This window comes from Aquimarina aquimarini (genome assembly GCF_900299535.1).
In the GTDB taxonomy this organism is placed as follows: Bacteria; Bacteroidota; Bacteroidia; order Flavobacteriales; family Flavobacteriaceae; genus Aquimarina; species Aquimarina aquimarini.
On sequence record NZ_OMKE01000017.1, the window covers coordinates 41,483 to 63,674 of the forward strand.

Sequence of the window (22,192 nt, forward strand, 5' to 3'; positions counted from 1 at the left end):
GACTATTCAGTCAAAGTTTTTTTTTAATCTACATATCTTAATGTCTTGTCTATTTCTATCCATTTAAACCTTCAAGACTTGATTTTATCGTAGCTATTTTAGCCTCTGCATCAGCTTCTTTCTTTCTCTCATTAGCAATAACCTGATCTGGTGCATTATTTACAAAACGTTCATTTTGTAATTTTTTCTGTACAGACTTCAAAAAACCTTCTGTATAAGATAGTTCATCTGTAAGCTTTTTAATCTCTTCTTCTATATTTATTGTTCCAGAAATTGGGATAAAATATTCATTAGATTTCACTCTAAAAGAAAGAGCTCCATCTACCTTGGCATCTACATAATCCAATGCTGATAGATTCCCTAATTTACTGATTACAGTATCAAAAGTAGTCGGAGTATTCTCACTATTGAATACCGATAATTCAATAGTCTCTTTAAATGATATATTTTTTTCTTTACGTATTGTTCTAATTCCAGAAACAACATCAGCTGCGGTTTCAAACTCAACAATCAAATCTTCATTAATTGGCTGTGCTTTTGGCCAACTGGCAATAATCAACGCCTCCTCTGTAGTTCTATTAGCAATCTGTTGCCATATTTCTTCTGAAATAAAAGGAACAAAAGGATGTAAAATTTTTAGATTTTCTTCTAAAACCGTAATAACCTCTGCATACGTCTTACCATCAATAGGGCTACCATACGCAGGCTTAATCATTTCTAACAACCAACTACAAAAATCATCCCAAATCAACTTATAGGTTATCATCAAAGCATCACTTATTCTATATTTGGAATAACTATCTTCTAACTCCAACAAAGTTTTTTGAAATTTTGAAGCATACCACTTTATCGCAATAGAAGAAGATTCTGGCTGTTCGATAGTTGTATCTATTTCCCATCCTTTAATCAATCTAAAAGCATTCCATATTTTATTTACAAAAGAACTTCCTTGCTTACATAAATCTTCATCAAACATCAAATCATTCCCCGCAGGAGAACTCAACAACATCCCTACCCGAATACCATCTGCACCATATTGCTCTATTAGGTCTAGTGGATCGGGGGAGTTACCTAAGGACTTAGACATTTTACGTCTTTGTTTATCCCTAACGATCCCTGTAAGATACACATTTGTAAAAGGCTTCTCTTTTTTATACTCATACCCAGCAATAATCATACGTGCTACCCAGAAAAACAAAATCTCTGGTGCGGTAACCAAATCATTAGTTGGATAATAATAATTAATTTCTTTATTATCTGGCTCCAAAATACCATTAAACACACTCATTGGCCATAACCAAGAAGAAAACCAAGTATCTAAAGCATCGGGGTCTTGAGTTAAATCAGCAATAGTTAAGGCTGAATTTCCTGTTTTTTCTTTTGCCAATACCAATGCATCCTCTTTATTTTCTGCAACTACAAAATCCTCTTTACCATCACCGTAAAAATATGCAGGAATCTGATGCCCCCACCATAACTGTCTAGAGATATTCCAATCCCGAACATTCTCCATCCAATAACGATAGGTACTTACAAATTTTTCAGGAACCAAATTCACTTCTTTATCAAGAACCGCATCCAAAGCAGGCTGAGCTAGATCCTTCATTTTTAAAAACCATTGATCACTCAATTTTGGTTCAATCACAGCTTTAGTTCGCTCGCTAGTTCCTACTTTATTAAGGTGTGTTTCTGTTTTTTCTAACACCCCTATTGCCTCTAACTCTTTTACAATCTCTTTCCTTGCTACAAAACGATCTTTCCCTTTATAATTTCCTCCAAAAGAATTTAAAGTAGCATCATCATTAAAAATATCTATTACCTCAAGATTATGCTTATCGCCTAAAACTTTATCATTAGGATCATGAGCTGGAGTAACTTTTAAGCAACCAGTACCAAACTCCATATCCACATACTCATCTTCGATTATTGGTATCGCTCTATCAACAATAGGTACAATCGCTTTTTTTCCTTTAAGATGAGTAAATCGTTCATCATTTGGGTTGATACATATAGCCGTATCCCCCATAATAGTCTCAGGACGAGTAGTCGCAATAGTAAGTGTATCATCTGTACCTTCTATTTTATATTGCAAATAATATAAATTACCCTGTTTTTCTTCATAAATCACTTCTTCATCAGACAAGGTAGTTTTGGCTTCTGGATCCCAGTTAACCATTCTATACCCTCTATAAATCAAACCTTTATTATAAAGATCTACAAAAACTTTAATCACAGACGCAGACAAATTGTCATCCATTGTAAAGGCAGTACGTTCCCAATCACAAGAAGCTCCTAATTTTTTTAATTGCTCTAGAATAATCCCCCCATGTTTATGAGTCCACTCCCAAGCATGCTCTAAAAATTCTTCTCTAGTAAGATTATTTTTATCAATCCCATCCTCTTTGAGTTTAGCAACCACCTTTGCTTCTGTAGCAATAGATGCATGATCTGTTCCTGGAACCCAACAGGCATTATAACCTTTTAATCGAGCTCTACGAATCAACACATCTTGAATTGTGTTATTAAGCATATGTCCCATATGGAGAACACCAGTAACATTTGGTGGTGGAATTACAATAGTATACGCTTCTCTATCATCAACTTCAGAATGAAAATAATTGTTTTCCATCCAGTAGGCATACCATTTTTCTTCTATTGATTTTGCATCGTATTTTCCTGCTAAAGACATACTTTGGTCTGATTTTTGAGTTTAAAGAAGCAAAAGTACTTATTAAAGTATGAAGTACGAAGTCTGAAATATGAAAATTTTTAAAAATATAAATACGAAAAATAGATAATACTATTACAACAAAACAAGCAGTTTAGATATAGCTTATTATATTCAAATTTTTCAACTCATATTCCTGGTTTTAACCTCTTACTTTTATTTGCCATTTTGCAATTGAATAAAAAGTAAGTACTTTTACGTTTAACAAAAACCTACATTATGAAAAAAATAATGATAATTTTATTTATTGGTTTTCTTGGCACAACCTTATATGCACAGGATAAAGCACAAATAGAATTTAAAACCGAAGTTATTGATTATGGTGAAATTGCCAAAGGTAGTGACGGTATTCGTAAATTTGAATTTACTAACACTGGTAAAGCACCATTAGTTATTTCTAAAGTATATTCTAGTTGCGGATGTACAATTCCTAAAAAACCAGAAGGTCCTATTGCACCTGGAGATTTGGGTGTTATTGAAGTAAAATACGACACAAAAAGAGTTGGTCATATTAGAAAAACTGTTTCTGTAAAATCGAACGATCCTGATCGTCCAACAATAGCTTTAAAAATTAAAGGTACTGTACTTGATAAAAGTGTTTTAGAAAACTAAAACAAGTACTCCAAAATATAAAAAGGGATACCATCATGGTATCCCTTTTTATATTTTTATAACTCTCAAAAAAATATGCTAATTCAAAGTACCTTTTTTAAAGAAAACTGATAATTCATCATAATACCTAATCGTTCTATCTTCATTCTAATTTTCTTCCCTTCATCAAGATAAAACAAATCATTAAGGTCAGAAAGTTTATATTGGTATGCTCTCTTACCATTTACCTGTAAAATAACATCTCCTTTTTTTAACCCTGCAAGTTCTGCCGGTGAATTTGGCCTTACATCCATAATTTCATATTTAGGTTGAAGCACAAAATTATTCAACAATTCAAATGTTTTCTTACTCACGATCTTATTAAGTCCTAAATATACCCTGTCCTTTTCTTTATAATCTTTTACCGCAGTAAAACCAGAGTGTTGTATCGTAAGACCACTCATATTATAATTAAATGGTTTTCCAAAAAAACTATTCTTTTTAAAAGATATTTTTTTATGAGGATAATCCAAAATAATATTAAATCTCTTCAAAACATTACCTCCTAATGATCCTTGCCTATTATCCAAAGAGATACCTTGTATATAAATTGAATCAGGAAACGAAGTAGTTACTTCTTTCATTTTGAATGCACCAATATGAAGTCCTTTAATTTTAGTTTTCTCTCCATAAATTTCACCACTAAACCCTTTACCCAAAAAATCTCTAAAAGAATTTTCTGAAGGATATATCCCTTTTTCTTTATTTTTAAACAACCACAAAGAAGAACCTGATCCTGAATCTAATAATAAGTTTACATCAATCAAGCCTTCTACTGCCTCATACTTTGCTTTAACAAAAGGTCTTTTCTTTTTTCCTCTAAAATCCAACGCTGTTTGATAGCATTTTTTGCACTTTTTGTATTGATACGATTCAGGATTATACAGCTTAATTATCTTTTTACTATAATTAATATCTAAAACAAAATCTTTAATAAAATCATATCCAATAATTCCATGTACTGGAAATCCCATTCTTGGAGAGAAGTTGATTGATTCATCCAATACTAAATAAATCTTGTGATTTGCACTTGTTGCTTTACCAATAGTTACTTCATTATTCATAGATTTTATAGCCTCTACAGGCTCATTATCCCCTAATCCTCTAAGATAAATCTTGGATGTATTTTTGAGCTCTATAGAACTTTTATTATCTACACTAAAAATAATAGTAGATCCTACTCCTGTATCCAAAATAAACGACAACTCTACACCGTTTACAACGACAGGAACAATAATAAGATTATTCGCTAATTCAAATCTAACTTTATCCTTCTTTTTCCCAATAGGTAATTCAAAGTCTTTTTGGGCAAAAAGAATAACATGAGATAATAGAAATAATATAGTAATCTTACTTTTAAGAAAATAGCAAAAACCTTGTGATAAAACCTTCATTACAATAAATATAGAAAAATAGTTGAAAAATCATAGCAACTATACATCTATTTCTTAATTATTTTAAGACATTTACTGCCGTTTTATTTTTCAAAATCAGACTCAATGCCAATAGTATCAAAAAAAGGAAAAGCTATGCCTGAATCACCAATTCGAAAATTGGTTCCTTTTGCAGAAAAAGCTGCAAAAGAAGGTAAGCATATTTATCATCTTAACATTGGTCAACCTGACATCAAGACTCCAGTTGGAGTGATGGATGCAATACGTAATCATGATTTAGACATCCTAGCCTATAGTCATTCTGCAGGGTTTGAGAGTTTAAGAAATAAATTAGCAACCTATTATACTAAACACAGTATTTCTGTCTCTTCTGATGATATTCTGATCACTACAGGAGGCAGTGAGGCCTTAATTTTCACTATGGGTAGTATCACTGATCCTGGAGACGAAATCATTGTCCCAGAACCTTTTTACGCAAACTATTATAGCTTCTCTACTCAATCTAATATCAAAGTAGTTCCTGTTGTTTCCAAAATCGAAAATGGGTTTGCATTACCATTGATATCTGAATTTGAAAAACTTATCACTAACAAAACAAAAGCTATTCTAATTTGTAATCCTGGTAATCCAACTGGATACCTATATAGCAAAGAAGAAATAAAACAATTGGCTAAACTTGCAATCAAATATGATCTCTTTTTGATTTCTGATGAAGTATATCGTGAATTTGTATATGATGATTCTGAGCATTATTCTATTTTGCAAGAAAAGAATCTAGACAATCATGCTATTATTATAGATTCTGTTTCCAAAAGGTACAGTATGTGTGGAGCACGTATCGGGTGCATGATAAGCAAAAACAAGAGTGTAATTGCTACTGCAATGAAATTTGCACAAGCGCGTTTGAGTCCGCCTACTCTAGCACAAATAGCAAGCGAAGCAGCTCTAGACACTCCTGATTCCTACTACACCGAAACGGTTGCAAAATACAAAGCTAGAAGAGACACTCTAGTTGCTGGACTCAACGAAATACCTGGAGTAAAAGTAACTACTCCAAAAGGCGCTTTTTATTGTATCGCCGAGTTACCGATCAAAGATGCAGATCATTTTTCAGAATGGCTTTTGGATCAGTTTGATTTAGACAAACAAACAGTTATGCTAGCGCCTGCATCTGGATTTTACTCAAGCCCTGATAAAGGAAAAAAACAAGTGCGTATTGCGTATGTATTAAATCGTAGAGATCTAAAAAAAGCAATCGAGATATTAAAAAAAGCACTAGAAAAATATAATCAATAATGAAAATCGAGTACAATAAGTCTCTAAAAAGATACAATACTTTTGGAATCGAAGTTTTTGCTTCTGAATTTGCAACGATCACCTCTATAAATGAGCTCGAAGACACTCTTATCAAAAACGAGAATAAACCGCTTTTCATACTCAGCGGAGGAAGTAATATGTTATTGACAAAAAACATAAATTCTCTCGTATTACATATTTCTATCAAAGGAATTACAGTTACAGAAACATCAGACACACACGTATTGGTATCTTCAAATGCAGGAGAAAACTGGCATGACTTTGTTCAATATTGTATCAAAAACAATTACGGAGGTTTAGAAAACTTATCATTAATCCCAGGTTATGTAGGTAGTGCTCCTATTCAAAATATTGGAGCGTATGGAGTAGAACTCAAAGACACAATGGTGAGCTGTGAAGCAATTAATATTTCTACAAGAAAAAAACATATTTTTCTAAACAACGATTGTAAGTTTGGGTATCGTAACTCTATTTTTAAAAACGAAGCAAAAGGAGAGTATATCATTACTAAAGTTACATTTAAACTGACAAAAAAAGAACACCAACTCAACACTAGTTATGGTGCGATAGAAAATGCTTTAGCTGATCAAAAAATCACCCAACCCACAATCAAAGATGTATCTGATGCTGTTATCAAAATACGACAAAGCAAACTCCCAAATCCTTCAGAAATAGGGAATAGTGGTAGTTTTTTTAAAAACCCAGTAATAAACTCTGATCACTTTATAAAGCTTCAACAAGCACATCCTAACATTCCTTTTTATAAAATAGACAAAAATCATATCAAAATCCCCGCTGGCTGGCTAATAGAACAATCTGGTTTCAAAGGAAAACGTTGGGGAGATGCTGGAGTGCATCAAAAACAAGCCTTGGTTTTAGTAAATTACAACAATGCAACAGGAAATGAAGTTCTTGAAATATCAAAAAAAATAGTAACTACAATCAAAGATAAATTTAATATATCTCTAGAAACAGAAGTTAATATCATCTAGTATAAACATTATACAAAAAATTGAACTACTACGCTTATTTTTGAGATCCCCCACTTCTTAAACCCGATATATAATCTAGAACTTCGCTATGAAGCTTGAGAGTACAATAAAAATTGGTGTTTTCTTAATTTTAGCGTAATACCAATGCGGTTAAATTTAAAAATGGAGCGTAACCTTTGTTTTTGCAGAACTTGCAAGATGTAATAGATTTTCTAACGCATAAAGTGGGTTAAATACACATTCTTTGTATCTTTGCATATAATTTTGATTTTATAATAATTATGAAGCTTATATTACTTACAATTGGTTTATTACTAATGGCATTTGCTGGTATTGCTATTAAATTATGGGCAAAAAAAGATGGTAAATTCGCAGGCACTTGTGCAAGTCAAAGTCCATTTCTTAACAAAGAAGGAGAATCATGCTCCCTTTGTGGTAAAACTCCTGATCAATATTCGTCTTGTAATGATGAAGAACATTCTAGTTAATCTTTTATCAAACTTGTAGTATTTCATTCAAAAAAAAATCATTGAGAAAAGAAAAATCAATCCTCCTAGAAGATCATATAAAAAAAGCTAAAGAAGGAAAACAAATATCTTTTAATTATCTTCTAGATACATTTTGGAATGACGTATACAGTTTTCAATTAAAAAGAACTCAGGATGAATATGAAGCAGAGGATATAACAATACAAAGTTTTTCTAGAGCATTTGACAAAATCAACACATTCAAAGAAGAATATAACTTCAAAACTTGGTTAATTCAAATTTCTAAGAATATCCATATTGATTTATTACGTAAAAAAAATGCATCAATCCAATCCAAAACGACTGCGCAAGTAGATGATGTAGTATATAAAATCATAGACCGCACTCCCACTCCCGAAGATAAATTGATTACAGAGCAAAACCTAGCTCAATTATTACTTTATATCAAAAGATTAAAACCTAACTACCAAAAAGTAATTAATTTACGTTATTTTCAAGAATTGAGTTATAAAGAAATTGCACATCACCTCGATGAACCTATAAATAACGTAAAAGTAAAATTATTACGTGCAAGAAAACTATTATCAGAAATTATCACCGATGCAAACTAAGCATTTATTCCTGTTTAATTACCTTAATTTAAAAGAAGCAAATTGTTTGATAACACCATACAAAGGATCAATCCATTTATCATGAATCTTCTTATCATATTTTACAAATTTCTGAATTAATCCTTTTGGTGCAGAAATTTCTTTTTCTAAAGCTGTAATATTAATATACTTTTGATTATTAATTAACCATTTCTCTACACGTTTTCGATTGTTTTGTATTTTTTTTAGACTTACCAACTCTTCATGCATGATACTTAACATTTATCAGACAAGATAACTGGCAAAATCAAAAAAAATTTTACATTAACTTAATTTTAACCTGATGTTAAAGCTCTGTTTTAAGGTGGTTTTGCAATAAAAAAAGAATAATTGTAATAATATTACTTACTATTCCCTATACTACTATAAAACTTAGTTTTTTATCACTACCCCCCTCAAATTTATTCCTAATGAAGTATGAACTTTATTCAAAACTTCATTTTAATCTAAGCATTCTTTGTACTTTTGCTAAAAACATTGCTTGTATGAATAATGATGTTATTAGCGTAGCTCCTCCTAAGGGAAAACCAAAATGGTTACGTGTTAAACTTCCTACCGGAAAAAAATACACTGAACTCAGAGGTCTGGTAGATAAGTATAACCTACACACTATTTGCACCTCAGGAAGTTGTCCTAATATGGGAGAATGCTGGAGTGAAGGTACTGCTACCTTTATGATATTAGGAAATATCTGTACACGCTCCTGTGGTTTTTGTGGAGTAAAAACAGGGAGGCCAGAAACTGTAGATTGGGAAGAACCAGAAAAAGTTGCCAGATCTATAAAATTAATGAACATCAAACATGCTGTTATCACATCTGTAGACCGTGATGATCTTGCTGATGGAGGATCTATAATTTGGTCAGAAACTATTCAGGCCATACGAAGAATGAATCCTGAAACGACATTAGAAACATTGATTCCCGACTTCCAGTTAAAAACAAAAAACATAGATAGGATAATCGCAGTAAAGCCAGAAGTAGTTTCTCATAATATGGAAACCGTAAAACGATTAACACGAGAAGTTAGAATTCAAGCCAAATATGAACAAAGTCTACAAGTGCTAAAATATCTTAAAGATAATGGGATTAGACGTACAAAAAGTGGAATTATGTTAGGCCTTGGAGAAAAGGAAGAAGAAGTAATACAAGTACTCAAAGATCTTAAATCAGTAAATCTGGATGTTGTAACAATAGGACAATACTTACAACCAAGTAAAAAACACCTACCAGTAAAACAATTCATTACTCCAGATCAATTTAAAAAATACGAAGAAATAGGTCTTGAAATGGGATTCAGACATGTAGAAAGTAGTGCCTTAGTAAGATCTTCTTACAAAGCTCAAAAACACTTGACTTAGACCTTATAAAAGCTGTAAAAAATTAATGAATACACCTACTAGAGTTGCAATTAATGGTTTTGGAAGAATAGGCCGTAATTTATTTAGGCTATTAATCAATCATAAAGATATACAGGTAGTAGCTATCAATGATCTTTCTGACTCAAAAACCTTAAGCCACCTTCTTAAATACGACAGTATTCACGGTATTTCTTCTGCTACAATAGCACACACCGAAGGACATATAATAGTTAACAACACCTTAATACCTTTACTAAACGAAGTAGACCCTAAGAATTGTAATTGGAAAAAATACGATGTTGATGTTGTTATAGAAGCAACAGGGAAATTTAAAACCAAATCAGACGCAGAAAAACATCTTACCGCAGGAGCTAAAAAAGTCATTCTCTCTGCTCCTCCAATTGAAGATAGTATAAAAACTATTGTTATGGGGGTAAATGATCACATTATTGACGGTTCTGAAACCATCATCTCAAACGCTTCATGCACCACCAACAATGCAGCTCCTATGATCAAGGTGGTAAATGATCTTTGTGGAATTGAACAAGCATACATTACCACAATACATAGTTACACTACCGATCAAAGCCTTCATGATCAACCTCATAGAGATTTAAGAAGAGCTAGAGCTGCTAATCAATCTATAGTTCCTACCACCACAGGAGCCGCAAAAGCGTTAACAAAAATATTCCCTGATTTAAGTAGTGTTATAGGGGGATGTGGTATACGAGTTCCTGTACCAAATGGATCGCTTACAGATATCACCTTCAATGTAAAAAATCCAACCTCTATCGAAGAAATTAATGCGGCATTCAAAAAAGCATCAGAAACTAACCTAAAAGGCATTCTATCTTATACAGAAGACCCAATCGTATCTGTTGATATTCTTGGAAACCCATACTCTTGTACATTTGATTCACTTATGACTTCTGTTATAGGAAAGATGATAAAAATCATAGGATGGTATGATAACGAAATTGGATATAGTAACAGAATAATTGATTTAATTATCAACATTTGCAAGAAATAACTATCTTAGTTGAGATATTTCAGAGGAAAAATGCCAACCCAAATCAAATATTTTATAATTACGTTATTACTTATTTGTTATTTTCATAGTCCTGCACAAACTTCAGAACTTGAAAACAACCAAATAAAAGATTCTATTCAAAATTATTTATCAAATGCTTCCCGCTCAATAGAACAAACAAAATTAGAACTTGCTCTTTCTAATATAATAAATGCAAAAGAACTAGCGCTACAAGAAAGAGACAGAACTTATATAGCTAAAACCAATATGGTTCTTGCTAAACTCTACAGGGAATTAGGAGACATTAAAAAGGCCGAACAACAAATCCTTGAAGCAATTGCAATCCAGAATGATCAAAAAGACGAAATTACACTAGCCTGTTCTTATACAATCTATGGCTCTGTTGCTACAAAGCTTAAAAAATACAAAACAGCACTAAAAATTCTAGAAGCTGCCCTTGCCCTAACCCAAAAAAATAAAATAAAAAACCAGGAAGGCCCCATTCAACTAAACCTAGGTCTTTTGGCTCTAGCTCAAAATCAACCTGAGTTAGCAATTCGGCATTTCAACGATGGATTACCAATAATAAATTCATTTAAACAAAATTATTTCAAAGCCAAACTACTTACCAATAAAGCCAGAGCAGAATTATTACTTGATGAAACAGATCAAGCAAAAGAAACAAACGATCTAGCGATGAAAATTGGTAAAGAAATGGGGTATGCTGAGATACGATCAGAATGCTATGAACTTTACAGTAGAATCTATGAGAAAAAAGAGAATTATCTTACTTCTCTTGATAACCTTAGAGCTCACGAAAAAATCAAAGACTCTTTATTTAATATCAATAAAGAAATTATAGCCCAAGAAGCAAGCGCTAAATTAAACTTAAACGAAAATAATGTTCTTATTGAAGAACTCACAGAAGAAAACATTCAACAACAAAAATCTCTAAAATTAGGTCGCCTTACTACAATACTCAGTATAGCTTTGATAACCATATTATCTTTACTCACTCTATCCTTATACAAAAACAACAACCTTAGAGCCAGAGCTAATGAATTGTTACAGAACAAAAATACCGAACTCATACTAGCAAAAGAAAATGCTGAAAGGGCCAGTGAAGCAAAGGTTCAGTTTCTTTCTACCATAACCCATGAATTAAGAACCCCTCTATATGCTGTAACAGGGTTAACCCATTTATTACTTGAAGAAAGCCCAACACCAAATCAAAAAGAACACCTTAATTCTCTTAAATTCTCAGGAGAATACCTCTTATCACTAATCAACAACATCTTAGACCTCAACAAACTAGAAGCTAACAAAGTAGAATTAGAAAACACCTCATTTAATCTAAAAAAACGGATTAATGATGTATTAATTGCTTTAAGCAAGTCTGCAAAAGACCGAAATAATAAATTACATTATCAATTTGATGAATCCATCCCTTCTAAATTAAAAGGAGATCCTCTAAAAGTTTCACAAATCCTTATTAATCTTATCGGGAATTCTATAAAATTTACACAAAACGGAGACATTTGGATACGTGTAAAACCTATTAATAAAACAGAAAACAAAGTATTACTTAGTTTTGAAATTGAAGATAATGGAGTTGGAATTTCAGAAAAAAAACAACTTAGCATCTTTGAGAATTTCACACAAGGCTCTGTTCAAATAAATAGAAAATTTGGAGGTACTGGATTAGGTTTATCTATCGTGAAAAATTTGTTATCTCTCATGGATAGTGAAATCAAATTAGAGAGTGAACTCGGAAAAGGCTCTAAGTTTTTGTTCACACTCAAATTTGACATTTTTGAGGACAAAACTACCAACTACGAAGAAGAAGCCAAAAAAATTGACTTTAATGTAATGGTAGACAAACATGTTTTGGTTGTAGAAGACAATAAAATCAATCAAATAATTACCAGAAAAATTCTTGAAAAAAATAAAATAAAATGTGATGTTGCAGATAATGGAGATATTGCAATAAGCAAAACAAAACAAAATAATTTTGACCTTATCCTAATGGATATCCATATGCCAGGAATTAGTGGAATTGAAGCTACTAAACAAATTAGAGAATTTAATAAAGAAATCCCTATCATTGCATTAACAGCAGTTACACTAGACGATAACCTTGATGAATTCTATGAAAACGGATTCAATGACATAATACCCAAGCCATATAAAACAGAAGAGTTTTTCACCAAACTACATAAAGCCCTCATAAAAAAACAAACTACAGCATAACTTCTGAACATTGCCGCCTTATTATAGCTATTTTAAGTTTCACTCTTCACTCCCCTATTTTCAACACAAAAAAAATATGATTACGATACTATTTCTGGATATACTCTAGTATTTTAGTATCAAAAGAGCTTGCATCTTCTACAAATTCCACTTTAATAGGCTGATACCATAATTTCTCCTCTGCAATATAAGAGGCTAATCTTACATGATCTTTTTCTGTAGTGATAATCAACTCCAGATTATTTAGCTCCTTCAACTCTGTATCCGTAAAATTATGATGATCTGGAAAACTAATATGATCAAATTTCAACCCCAAAGACTTATAATAATCAACCAATGGTTTTGGGTTAGCAATTCCTGTTACTAGAGTAAAATAAGTGTTTTTAAAATTATCGATAGAAATTGCCTTAGAAGTATTCCGAACAGTTTCTCCATAACTAATTGTTGTAAAAAACAAATACTGATGTGATTGAATATTTAACCTACCAGTAATCCTTTCTTTTTCTTCTTGAGACAAATCACTAGGGCACTTTGTCACCACAATAATGTTTGCTCTATTAGCACCTTTCCTAGGCTCTCTTAAATTTCCCGTAGGCAAGGTTATATCATCACAATAAAGATCATAATAAGCAGTAAGCAAAATATAGAATCCCGCCTTGATTTTTCTATGTTGATAGGCATCATCCAACAAGATTACTTCAGGCTGAGGAGATAAAGACCTTAACTTTGCTATTCCTGAACGCCTATCAGCATCAACACTAACAGTAATCTCTTTAAATTTTTTTTTGAACTGAAGTGGTTCATCTCCAACTTCTTTTGCTGTAGAAAAAGGAGTCACCAGCTGAAATCCATTAGTTTCTCTTTTGTATCCTCTACTTAGAGTTGCCAACATTACCTGTTCTTTCAGCAATATTATAAGATATTCTACCATAGGAGATTTACCAGTACCCCCTACACTTAGATTCCCCACAGCTATCAAAGGAAAGTTATATTCTGTAGATTCCTTAATCCCCATATCATACAATAAATTTCGCAACCATGTCACTATATAATAAAATGGCACAAAAGGCAAGAGTAGTTTCCTCAGTAAATTCACAAGTTTTATTTTTTGTCAAAGCAAAAGTATAAAACGAAACTTTGATTATTGACAAAAGTTTTTTTACATTCATTTTTTTATTCAGAAAAAGACAAATTATAATGCAAATAAAAGAGGTCATACAACATCTTGAGGCGCTAGCCCCAACAGCGTACGCAGAAGATTTTGACAATGTAGGTTTATTAGTTGGAAACTCACACACACAGTTAACAGGCGTACTTGTAACTCTAGACACACTAGAAAGTGTAGTAGATGAAGCCATAGAAAATAACTGCAACCTAATTGTAAGTTTTCATCCTATTGTGTTCAAAGGCCTTAAAAAAATCAATGGAAACAATTATGTAGAGCGCGTGATAATGAAAGCCATCAAAAATGACATTGCCATTTTTGCAATTCATACCGCATTAGACAATGCTTTACATGGAGTGAACAATATGATGTGTGAGCAATTAGAACTAATCAATCGTAAAATTCTTATTCCTCAAAGTGGAAACATTAAAAAATTAGTCACCTATGCCCCTATTAATGAAGCAGAGACACTACGACATAAACTTTTTGAAGCTGGAGCAGGAAGTATAGGTAATTATGACAACTGCAGCTTTTCCTCAGAAGGAACAGGCACCTTTAGGGCATTAGAAAATGCAAATCCCTCAATAGGCAAAATAGGAAAGATACATCACGAAAAAGAAACTCAAATACAAGTCACATACTCAAGACATAACGAAAAAAAGATCCTTTCAGCACTTTTCAAAAATCATTCTTATGAAGAAATTGCGTACGAAATCACTACTCTTGAAAATAAAAATCAAAATATTGGGATAGGAATGATCGGTGAACTTCATGAAGAAATAAACGAAATTGATTTCTTAAATCATATAAAAAAAGTATTCAAAACAGGATGTGTGAGACATTCTGCTCTATTAAGCAAACCTATCAAAAAAGTAGCAGTATTAGGAGGTAGCGGTAGTTTTGCAATTAATAATGCTAGATATGCTGGCGCTGATATATTTATTACTTCAGATTTAAAATACCATCAATTTTATGAAGCCGAAGGAAATTTAATTCTTGCAGATATTGGTCATTATGAAAGTGAACAGTACACAAAAAACCTAATTGTTAGTTATCTTAGAAAAAAAATCAGTAATTTTGCAATCATTTTATCGGATAAAAATACCAATCCTATTCAATACATATAAAACATGGCAAAGAAAGAAGTTACTGTTGAGCAAAAATTAAGAGCTTTATATGACTTGCAATTAATTGACTCTAGAGTCGATGAGATCAGAAACGTAAGAGGAGAGTTACCATTAGAGGTTGAAGATCTTGAAGATGAAGTAGCCGGATTAAACAAAAGATTAGATAAGCTAAACAATGACCTTGATGTTATTGATGAAGGCATCAAGAATAAGAAAAACCTGATCGAAGAAGCCAAAGCGTTAATCAAGAAATACGGAGAACAGCAAAAAAATGTTCGTAATAATCGCGAGTACAACTCTCTCAGCAAAGAAATGGAATTTCAAGAATTAGAAATTCAATTAGCAGAAAAGCACATCAAAGAACACAAAGCTCAAATCGTTCAAAAGAATGAAATCATTAACCAAACCAAAACAAAACTTGGTGAACGTAATGAACATCTTGGACACAAGAAAGGAGAACTTGATGCGATTCTAGCTGAAACAGAAAAAGAAGAGCAAGCGTTAATTTCTAAATCTGAAGATTACCAAAAAGAAATCGAAGATCGCTTAATCAAAGCATACAAGAGAATACGCAACAACGTAAAAAATGGTCTTGCAGTAGTACCAATTGAGCGTGGGGCATCAGGAGGATCATTCTTCACCATTCCACCGCAAGTGCAAATGGAAATTGCTTCTCGTAAAAAAATCATTACAGATGAGCACAGTGGTAGAATCTTGGTAGATCAAGAATTAGCCAGAGAAGAAAAAGAGAAAATGGAAACTCTTTTCTCAAAACTATAATAAAGATTACTCAATATACATAGCCTCAGTTTTACTGGGGCTTTTTTGATTACACCAACAATGAATCATCTTCTTATCATAGGTGCTGTTTGGCCCGAACCTAATTCATCTGCTGCTGGAAGCAGAATGCTACAACTCATCAAGTTATTTTTATCTCAAAATTGGAAGATCACTTTTGCCAGCCCCGCAATCCAAACCGAACACATGGCTAATCTTGATGAATTAAACATAACTCAAGCAGCCATAGAAATCAATAACCCAAATTTTGATACCTTCATCAAAGAGCTACAACCAAACACTGTACTATTTGATAGATTCATGACAGAAGAACAATTTGGGTGGAGAGTAACAAAACATCTTCCTAATGTATTAAAAATACTAAACACAGAAGACCTACACTCATTAAGAAAAACAAGACACGAGGCTCATAAAAAGAAAAAAGAATTCAACACACAAGACCTTTTAAATAGTGATCACTCCAAAAGAGAAATAGCTAGCATCTACAGATGCGATCTATCATTAATTATATCAGACTTTGAAACAAAACTACTCAAAGACACTTTTAAGATAGATCAAAACCTTCTATTCTACCTACCCCTCCTCTTTGACCCAATCACCTCAATAACCCAAGAAAAATGGCCTTGCTACGAAGATAGAAACCACTTTGTCACTATAGGCAACTTTCGTCACGCTCCAAATTGGAATAGCATACTATATCTCAAAGAAATTATTTGGCCACTTATCAAAAAAGAATTACCAGAAGCAGAACTACATATTTACGGAGCATACCCACCCCCTAAAGCAACTCAATTACACAATCCAAAAGAAGGGTTTCTCATCAAAGGATGGGCAAAAAATTCCAAAGATGTAATATCCAAATCTAGAGTCTGCTTAGCTCCGCTTCAATTTGGAGCAGGGATCAAAGGAAAGCTTATTGAATCAATGTTATATGGAACTCCTAGCGTAACAACATCTATTGGTGCAGAAGGAATGCTCGACGAAGAATCAGACTGGAATGGCTTTATAACAAACGATCCTGAAAATTTTGCCAAAGCTGCTATAAAAATATTCAACAACAAAAATTTATGGCAACAGTCACAGCAAAATGGAGTAGAGATCATAAACACTAAATTCCAAAAGAGCAATTTCTCTTCCCTTTTTATAAATCGCATCAAAACTCTACAACAAAAATTACCCAAACATCGTACACAAAATTTCATTGGAAACCTTTTACAACATCACACCATGAGAAGCACTGAATTCATGGCTCGCTGGATAGAGGAAAAAAATAAAGCATAACACATACAACAAAGCAAGCATTACACGATTTTTAATAACAGACAAAGGCAGAAGTAAATAACACTTCTGCCTTTGACGTATATAAATAAAGTAGCACTTCTTATAAAGCAGCTACATATTTTGTTAGCTGAGATTTTAGGTTAGCTGCCTTATTCTTATGAATAATATTGTTTTTTGCTAACTTATCAAGCATAGACACTACACTAGGAAGTAAAGCCGTAGCCCCTTCTTTGTCAGCTTCACGTAATTTCTTGATAGCATTACGCGTTGTTTTATGTTGATATCTGTTTCTAAGACGCTTTGTCTCATTACTTCTGATTCTCTTTAATGCTGACTTATGATTTGCCATCTCTCTTCTATTAAATTTTTTACTATAAAATTCGTAGCCCGTAGGGGAATCGAACCCCTCTTACCAGGATGAAAACCTGGCGTCCTAGCCGATAGACGAACGGGCCATTTTCCTTTTTCAAGGATTGCAAATTTAAAGCTTTCACTTTAAACTTACAATTAATTTCAATATTTGTAGCCCGTAGGGGAATCGAACCCCTCTTACCAGGATGAAAACCTGGCGTCCTAGCCGATAGACGAACGGGCCATGTTGCCTAATTGCGGATGCAAAAATACAACTATTTTTGAATGGCGCAAGTGTTATTTCATTTTTTTCTTCACCCTTAATACGCCTTTGCAAATAACACTCTGATTTTAGATAAGTTACCACTAAAAATACATTTTCCATTTTCTTCCTCTGCATCAAAAGGAATACATCTAATCGTCGCTTTAGTCAACTCTTTTATCTTTTCTTCTGTCTCAGGGGTTCCATCCCAATGTGCAGAAACAAATCCTCCTTTTTTCTCTAAAACATCTTTAAACTCATCAAAAGTATCTACTCTTGTTATATGCTCATCTCTAAACTGTGTTGCTTTTTGATGCAAGCTGTTTTGAATCTCTACTAATAATGACTCTATCGTCTCTACCACTTTATCCTTAGAAACAAACTGTTTTGTCAATGTATCACGACGAGCTAACTCTACCGTTCCTTTCTCTAAATCTTTAGGCCCTATAGCAATCCTCAAAGGCACCCCTTGTAATTCATATTGAGCAAATTTGGCTCCAGGTCTATGCGTATCTCTATTATCAAACTTTACAGAAACACCTTTAGATCTTAAATCAGCAACTAACCCATTGGCTACTTCAGAAATTTGATTCAATTGTTCCTCTCCTTTATATATTGGCACAATTACTACCTGTATTGGAGCCAAGTTTGGAGGCAACACCAATCCATTATCATCACTATGAGTCATTATCAAAGCCCCCATCAAACGAGTAGAAACCCCCCAAGAGGTCGCCCATACATAATCTTGCTTACCTTCATTAGTAGTAAATTTAACATCAAAAGCTTTTGCAAAATTCTGTCCCAAGAAATGTGAAGTACCCGCTTGCAAAGCTTTTCCGTCCTGCATTAATGCTTCAATACAATACGTATCTTCTGCACCAGCAAAACGCTCACTTTCAGTTTTTCTTCCTTTAATAACAGGAATTGCCATGAAGCTTTCTACAAAATCTGCATATATATTATTCATTTGCTCGGTTTCTGCAATAGCTTCTTGTCTTGTTGCATGTGCAGTATGCCCTTCTTGCCATAAAAACTCTGCAGTACGAAGAAACAGTCTTGTACGCATTTCCCAACGCACTACATTTGCCCATTGATTTACCAAAATAGGAAGATCTCTATAAGATTGCACCCATCCTTTATAAGTATTCCAGATAATAGCCTCAGAAGTTGGTCTTACAATCAATTCTTCCTCTAGTTTTGCATTTGGATCCACAATCAACTTAGAAGCATCTTCAGGATCAGTTTTAAGTCTATAATGAGTTACTACAGCACATTCTTTTGCAAAACCTTCTGCATTTTTCTCTTCTGCTTCAAACAAACTTTTAGGTACAAATAATGGAAAATATGCATTTTGATGCCCCGTTTCCTTAAATTTTTTATCCAATTCAGCCTGCATTTTTTCCCAAATAGCATATCCATAGGGCTTAATTACCATACATCCTCTTACTGCCGAATTCTCGGCTAGATCAGCCTTTACGACCAATTCATTATACCATTTTGAATAATCTTCACTACGCTTTGTTAAATTCTTACTCATAAACTGCTATTTGGCACAAATGTTGTGACTTTGTTAAATATAATTTAGTTAGCGCAAAACTAACTAAATTTGTATTGTTCGACAATAAAATAGGAAGATATGCGATTTAAAAATTATTTTCAGAAAAAAGGAGCTGTAGGTTTTTTACTACTTACCTCTACACTTATGTTGACGTCCTGTGGTTCTTATGAATACACATCTTATAGAGATGGCATTTATGACGAAGCAAGAAGCCAAAAAAACACTGAATCTCAACCCAGAGCTACAAATCAAGAAACGAGTTATTATGCGAATTATTTTTCAGAAAAATCTTCGCAGATAGATAATGCTATTGAAGATGATGCCGTTTTCACCGATATCGATTCATATTCTAGTGGTGAATATGATGAAGCAGATACCACAGCTACTGCCTTAGGTTATGAAACAGGGCAACCTGCATGGGGTAGCAACCATGATGAAGTAAGCATCAATGTGATCAATACAGGATTTGCTGGAGGATGGTATGGACAACCTTATTGGGGAATGGGATTTAATAACTGGTATGGGCCTAGATGGGGCGGTTATTATGGTTCTTATTGGGGAAATTGGGGAATAGGATGGAACAATCCACATTGGTATGGAGGGTTTTATTGCCCACCTTTTTTCAGACCATACTATGCTGGTAATTACGGTTACTATAATAGATATCCATATCGCGGAAGAAATAGATATTTTGCCTATAACAGAAGAGCAAGAAATTCATACGCATATTCTACCAGAAGTCGTAGAGCTTATAACTCAAATTATAACAGATCAAGAAAGTCATCTGCTTACAACAGAAGTAGACAAGGATATAATAATAGTAGAAGAGTAAATGCATCACGACGAACTCGATCATCATCTAGCTACTCCAACCGTTCATCAAACAGTGGCACATATTCTCGTTCTCGCTCTTCTTCTCCTAGCAGAAGTAGTTCTAGATACTCAAGCCCTACAACGCGTTCTAGAAGTAGCTCTTCTACAAGAAGTAGAAGTTACTCTCCTTCATCAAGAAGTTCTTCTAGAAGTCGAAGCTCAGGATACTCAAGAGGTAGCTCATCTCGTAGTAGTGGTGCTTCTAGATCTGGAGGCGGCAGTAGATCAAGAAGTAGTGGAAGCCGTGGAGGTGGTAGAAGTCGAGGAAGAAACTAAAATTTTCTTTAAACACTTTATGTAATTAAACGTATAGTCAATAAAACTCTTGAATATCTTACCTAGTTATTGAGAAATTCTCTAATTAAAAATTAAAAAGTAAATGAAAAAGCTATTCTTATTCATAGGTATATTATCTATGTCTTTTTTGAATGCTCAAGATATTAATGATGCATTGAGGTATTCTCAACAAAACATTCTAGGAACTGCTAGATACAGAGGTATGAGTGGTGCCTTTGGAGCTCTTGGAGGAGATCTATCCGCCTTACAAATAAATCCTGCTGGTTCTGCTGTTTTTTTAAATTCTTTTGGTTCTGTAACAATTTCTTCCAGAAATATTAATAATGATACTAATTACCTCGGAACATCTAATAATCGCAACTCAAGTAATTTAAATTTTAACCAAATAGGAGCTGTTTTTGTATATAACAATTATCAGAACGATGATTCTTCTGGGATCAACAAAATATCGTTAGGACTAACCTATGGCCAGACTACAGATAATGCCAATAAATTATTTACAAATGGTCAAAGCAACACCTCTATAGAAAGTTTCTTTCGTACAGAAGCACAAGGATTTCCTTTAAGCCTGATTTCAAGAAGAGCTGGAGAAAGCATCAGTGGTCATTACAACTATCTAGGAGAACAAGAAGGATATGCTGCACAACAAGCTTTTCTTGGTCGTGAAGCTTTTATTATTGAAGAAAGAGATTCAATCCCAAGTAACACCTCTTATATTTCTAATATAGCACCTGGTAATTTTGATCAAGAATATTTTACAGAAAGTACAGGACTAAATGGAAAGTTTACTATAAACGGAGGAATGCAAATTAATAAGGATTTTTATATAGGAGTTAACCTTAATACTCATTTTATTAACTACGATAGAGTTACTGAGTTTTATGAAGCAAATAATAATACAGGAAGCATTATTAATGAAGTAATTTTTACTAATAAACTATCTACTACAGGAGCTGGTCTTTCTGCACAAATCGGAGGTATCGCCAAAATATCCAATATGATTCGTCTTGGTGCTTCTCTTGAATCTCCTACAGTATATTATATTGAAGAAGAAACCATACAACAATTAGAAACTTATAGTCGTGATAGAAACGAAACATATTTTACAGATCCTGATGTAATAAATATTTTTCCAGAATATCGATTACGAACTCCTGCAAAAGCAACAGGTAGTATTGCTTTTTTATTTGGTAAGCAAGGGTTAATCAGTTTGGATTACGCCTATAAAGATTACTCAACCACAAAATTAAGTTCTGATGAAGGAATTAGCTTTACCAATACCAACAGAGAAATAGATCGTAACCTACAAGGCACTTCTACTGTTAGAATTGGTACAGAATGGAGACATGGCAACTGGAGTGTAAGAGGTGGATATGTTTTTGAGGAGAGCCCATATAAAAACGAACTGGTTATGGGAGACAAAACAGGGTTTTCGCTAGGAACAGGTTTTGATTTCGGAAAATTCAAGTTTGATATTGCCTATGATTACTCAGAACAAGAATATACAGAAAATTTTTACCCTAATTCTGGTTTTAGCAATTTCACCTCTGTAGATAACTACACAGAAAACTTAACATTTACATTAGGAATGAATTTTTAAAGTACTGATATCTTAAAAAAAT

19 protein-coding genes and 2 tRNA genes are annotated in these 22,192 nt (G+C 33.2%); 13 read left to right on the forward strand and 8 right to left on the reverse strand.

Annotated elements, in window-relative coordinates; genetic code table 11:
* Window positions 1–55 precede the first annotated feature (55 nt).
* Window positions 56–2,689 carry a valine--tRNA ligase gene (locus tag DG508_RS09615; RefSeq protein WP_108867936.1) on the reverse strand — a complete coding sequence of 878 codons (2,634 nt, stop codon included), beginning with the start codon at window positions 2,687–2,689 and terminating at the stop codon, window positions 56–58.
* Window positions 2,690–2,947: 258 nt separating this feature from the next.
* Between DG508_RS09615 and DG508_RS09620 the strand changes: the two genes are divergently transcribed.
* The gene (locus DG508_RS09620) at window positions 2,948–3,340 is read left to right on the forward strand and encodes a DUF1573 domain-containing protein (RefSeq protein WP_108867937.1); all 393 of its coding nucleotides are present in this window, start codon (window positions 2,948–2,950) and stop codon (window positions 3,338–3,340) included.
* 83 nt (window positions 3,341–3,423) lie between these two features.
* Here DG508_RS09620 and DG508_RS09625 read toward each other — a convergent pair whose 3' ends face one another.
* A complete protein-coding gene (locus DG508_RS09625; protein WP_108867938.1) occupies window positions 3,424–4,773 on the reverse strand; it encodes a PDZ domain-containing protein in 1,350 nt (449 codons plus the stop codon).
* 105 nt (window positions 4,774–4,878) lie between these two features.
* On the opposite strand from DG508_RS09625, the gene DG508_RS09630 reads away from it, so the two are divergent.
* From DG508_RS09630 to DG508_RS09645, 4 genes are all read left to right on the forward strand, one after another.
* Window positions 4,879–6,069 carry a pyridoxal phosphate-dependent aminotransferase gene (locus DG508_RS09630; protein ID WP_108867939.1) on the forward strand — a complete coding sequence of 397 codons (1,191 nt, stop codon included), beginning with the start codon at window positions 4,879–4,881 and terminating at the stop codon, window positions 6,067–6,069.
* The gene (gene murB, locus DG508_RS09635; RefSeq protein ID WP_108867940.1) at window positions 6,069–7,082 is read left to right on the forward strand and encodes a UDP-N-acetylmuramate dehydrogenase; all 1,014 of its coding nucleotides are present in this window, start codon (window positions 6,069–6,071) and stop codon (window positions 7,080–7,082) included. Before DG508_RS09630 ends, murB begins: the two co-directional genes overlap by 1 nt.
* 281 nt (window positions 7,083–7,363) lie before the next feature.
* On the forward strand, window positions 7,364–7,570 hold the full coding sequence (locus DG508_RS09640; RefSeq protein ID WP_108867941.1) for a membrane or secreted protein: 207 nt from the start codon (window positions 7,364–7,366) through the stop codon (window positions 7,568–7,570).
* A gap of 41 nt (window positions 7,571–7,611) precedes the next feature.
* The gene (locus DG508_RS09645) at window positions 7,612–8,181 is read left to right on the forward strand and encodes an RNA polymerase sigma factor (protein ID WP_234418208.1); all 570 of its coding nucleotides are present in this window, start codon (window positions 7,612–7,614) and stop codon (window positions 8,179–8,181) included.
* 18 nt (window positions 8,182–8,199) lie between these two features.
* Here the strand turns inward: DG508_RS09645 and DG508_RS09650 are convergent, their stop codons facing one another.
* Complete coding sequence (locus tag DG508_RS09650) at window positions 8,200–8,430, reverse strand: hypothetical protein (RefSeq protein ID WP_108867942.1); 231 nt, start codon at window positions 8,428–8,430, stop codon at window positions 8,200–8,202.
* A 275-nt stretch (window positions 8,431–8,705) separates the two neighbouring features.
* Between DG508_RS09650 and lipA the strand changes: the two genes are divergently transcribed.
* The 3 genes from lipA to DG508_RS09665 are packed head-to-tail and all read left to right on the forward strand — an operon-like array spanning window position 8,706 to window position 12,858.
* The gene (gene lipA, locus DG508_RS09655) at window positions 8,706–9,578 is read left to right on the forward strand and encodes a lipoyl synthase (RefSeq protein ID WP_108867943.1); all 873 of its coding nucleotides are present in this window, start codon (window positions 8,706–8,708) and stop codon (window positions 9,576–9,578) included.
* A 25-nt stretch (window positions 9,579–9,603) separates the two neighbouring features.
* Window positions 9,604–10,608 (forward strand): type I glyceraldehyde-3-phosphate dehydrogenase, encoded by a 1,005-nt coding sequence (gene gap, locus DG508_RS09660; protein ID WP_108867944.1) that lies wholly within the window; start codon window positions 9,604–9,606, stop codon window positions 10,606–10,608.
* Between the two features lie 9 nt (window positions 10,609–10,617).
* Window positions 10,618–12,858, forward strand: coding sequence for a tetratricopeptide repeat-containing hybrid sensor histidine kinase/response regulator (locus DG508_RS09665; RefSeq protein ID WP_234418209.1), 2,241 nt, complete (start codon window positions 10,618–10,620; stop codon window positions 12,856–12,858).
* A gap of 88 nt (window positions 12,859–12,946) precedes the next feature.
* On the opposite strand, the gene lpxK is transcribed toward DG508_RS09665, so the two are convergent.
* Complete coding sequence (gene lpxK / locus DG508_RS09670) at window positions 12,947–13,954, reverse strand: tetraacyldisaccharide 4'-kinase (RefSeq protein WP_108867946.1); 1,008 nt, start codon at window positions 13,952–13,954, stop codon at window positions 12,947–12,949.
* Window positions 13,955–14,055: 101 nt separating this feature from the next.
* On the opposite strand from lpxK, the gene DG508_RS09675 reads away from it, so the two are divergent.
* The 3 genes from DG508_RS09675 to DG508_RS09685 are packed head-to-tail and all read left to right on the forward strand — an operon-like array spanning window position 14,056 to window position 17,229.
* A complete protein-coding gene (locus tag DG508_RS09675; RefSeq protein WP_108867947.1) occupies window positions 14,056–15,150 on the forward strand; it encodes a Nif3-like dinuclear metal center hexameric protein in 1,095 nt (364 codons plus the stop codon).
* Window positions 15,151–15,153: 3 nt separating this feature from the next.
* Entirely contained in the window at window positions 15,154–15,930 is a 777-nt protein-coding gene (locus DG508_RS09680; protein WP_108867948.1) for a zinc ribbon domain-containing protein, read from the forward strand.
* A gap of 60 nt (window positions 15,931–15,990) precedes the next feature.
* Window positions 15,991–17,229, forward strand: coding sequence for a glycosyltransferase (locus DG508_RS09685; protein ID WP_108867949.1), 1,239 nt, complete (start codon window positions 15,991–15,993; stop codon window positions 17,227–17,229).
* A 100-nt stretch (window positions 17,230–17,329) separates the two neighbouring features.
* Here DG508_RS09685 and rpsT read toward each other — a convergent pair whose 3' ends face one another.
* The 4 genes from rpsT to proS all read right to left on the reverse strand — a co-directional run bounded on the left by rpsT (window position 17,330) and on the right by proS (window position 19,379).
* The gene (gene rpsT, locus DG508_RS09690) at window positions 17,330–17,578 is read right to left on the reverse strand and encodes a 30S ribosomal protein S20 (protein WP_108867950.1); all 249 of its coding nucleotides are present in this window, start codon (window positions 17,576–17,578) and stop codon (window positions 17,330–17,332) included.
* Between the two features lie 34 nt (window positions 17,579–17,612).
* Window positions 17,613–17,684 (reverse strand) — tRNA-Glu (locus tag DG508_RS09695).
* A gap of 68 nt (window positions 17,685–17,752) precedes the next feature.
* Window positions 17,753–17,824: transfer RNA gene (locus DG508_RS09700), tRNA-Glu, on the reverse strand.
* A gap of 76 nt (window positions 17,825–17,900) precedes the next feature.
* On the reverse strand, window positions 17,901–19,379 hold the full coding sequence (gene proS, locus DG508_RS09705; protein ID WP_108867951.1) for a proline--tRNA ligase: 1,479 nt from the start codon (window positions 19,377–19,379) through the stop codon (window positions 17,901–17,903).
* A 99-nt stretch (window positions 19,380–19,478) separates the two neighbouring features.
* On the opposite strand from proS, the gene DG508_RS09710 reads away from it, so the two are divergent.
* A complete protein-coding gene (locus DG508_RS09710; protein WP_108867952.1) occupies window positions 19,479–20,549 on the forward strand; it encodes a hypothetical protein in 1,071 nt (356 codons plus the stop codon).
* 103 nt (window positions 20,550–20,652) lie between these two features.
* The gene (locus DG508_RS09715; RefSeq protein WP_108867953.1) at window positions 20,653–22,170 is read left to right on the forward strand and encodes an OmpP1/FadL family transporter; all 1,518 of its coding nucleotides are present in this window, start codon (window positions 20,653–20,655) and stop codon (window positions 22,168–22,170) included.
* Window positions 22,171–22,192 lie beyond the last annotated feature (22 nt).

What these genes read in the sequence shown, in the direction of transcription:
- DG508_RS09615 (WP_108867936.1), bottom strand. Translation starts at nt 2,689, where the DNA reads ATGTCTTTAGCAGGAAAATACGATGCAAAATCAATAGAAGAAAAATGG.
- DG508_RS09620 (WP_108867937.1), top strand. Translation starts at nt 2,948, where the DNA reads ATGAAAAAAATAATGATAATTTTATTTATTGGTTTTCTTGGCACAACC.
- DG508_RS09625 (WP_108867938.1), bottom strand. Translation starts at nt 4,773, where the DNA reads ATGAAGGTTTTATCACAAGGTTTTTGCTATTTTCTTAAAAGTAAGATT.
- DG508_RS09630 (WP_108867939.1), top strand. Translation starts at nt 4,879, where the DNA reads ATGCCAATAGTATCAAAAAAAGGAAAAGCTATGCCTGAATCACCAATT.
- murB (WP_108867940.1), top strand. Translation starts at nt 6,069, where the DNA reads ATGAAAATCGAGTACAATAAGTCTCTAAAAAGATACAATACTTTTGGA.
- DG508_RS09640 (WP_108867941.1), top strand. Translation starts at nt 7,364, where the DNA reads ATGAAGCTTATATTACTTACAATTGGTTTATTACTAATGGCATTTGCT.
- DG508_RS09650 (WP_108867942.1), bottom strand. Translation starts at nt 8,430, where the DNA reads ATGCATGAAGAGTTGGTAAGTCTAAAAAAAATACAAAACAATCGAAAA.
- lipA (WP_108867943.1), top strand. Translation starts at nt 8,706, where the DNA reads ATGAATAATGATGTTATTAGCGTAGCTCCTCCTAAGGGAAAACCAAAA.
- gap (WP_108867944.1), top strand. Translation starts at nt 9,604, where the DNA reads ATGAATACACCTACTAGAGTTGCAATTAATGGTTTTGGAAGAATAGGC.
- DG508_RS09675 (WP_108867947.1), top strand. Translation starts at nt 14,056, where the DNA reads ATGCAAATAAAAGAGGTCATACAACATCTTGAGGCGCTAGCCCCAACA.
- DG508_RS09680 (WP_108867948.1), top strand. Translation starts at nt 15,154, where the DNA reads ATGGCAAAGAAAGAAGTTACTGTTGAGCAAAAATTAAGAGCTTTATAT.
- DG508_RS09685 (WP_108867949.1), top strand. Translation starts at nt 15,991, where the DNA reads ATGAATCATCTTCTTATCATAGGTGCTGTTTGGCCCGAACCTAATTCA.
- rpsT (WP_108867950.1), bottom strand. Translation starts at nt 17,578, where the DNA reads ATGGCAAATCATAAGTCAGCATTAAAGAGAATCAGAAGTAATGAGACA.
- proS (WP_108867951.1), bottom strand. Translation starts at nt 19,379, where the DNA reads ATGAGTAAGAATTTAACAAAGCGTAGTGAAGATTATTCAAAATGGTAT.
- DG508_RS09710 (WP_108867952.1), top strand. Translation starts at nt 19,479, where the DNA reads ATGCGATTTAAAAATTATTTTCAGAAAAAAGGAGCTGTAGGTTTTTTA.
- DG508_RS09715 (WP_108867953.1), top strand. Translation starts at nt 20,653, where the DNA reads ATGAAAAAGCTATTCTTATTCATAGGTATATTATCTATGTCTTTTTTG.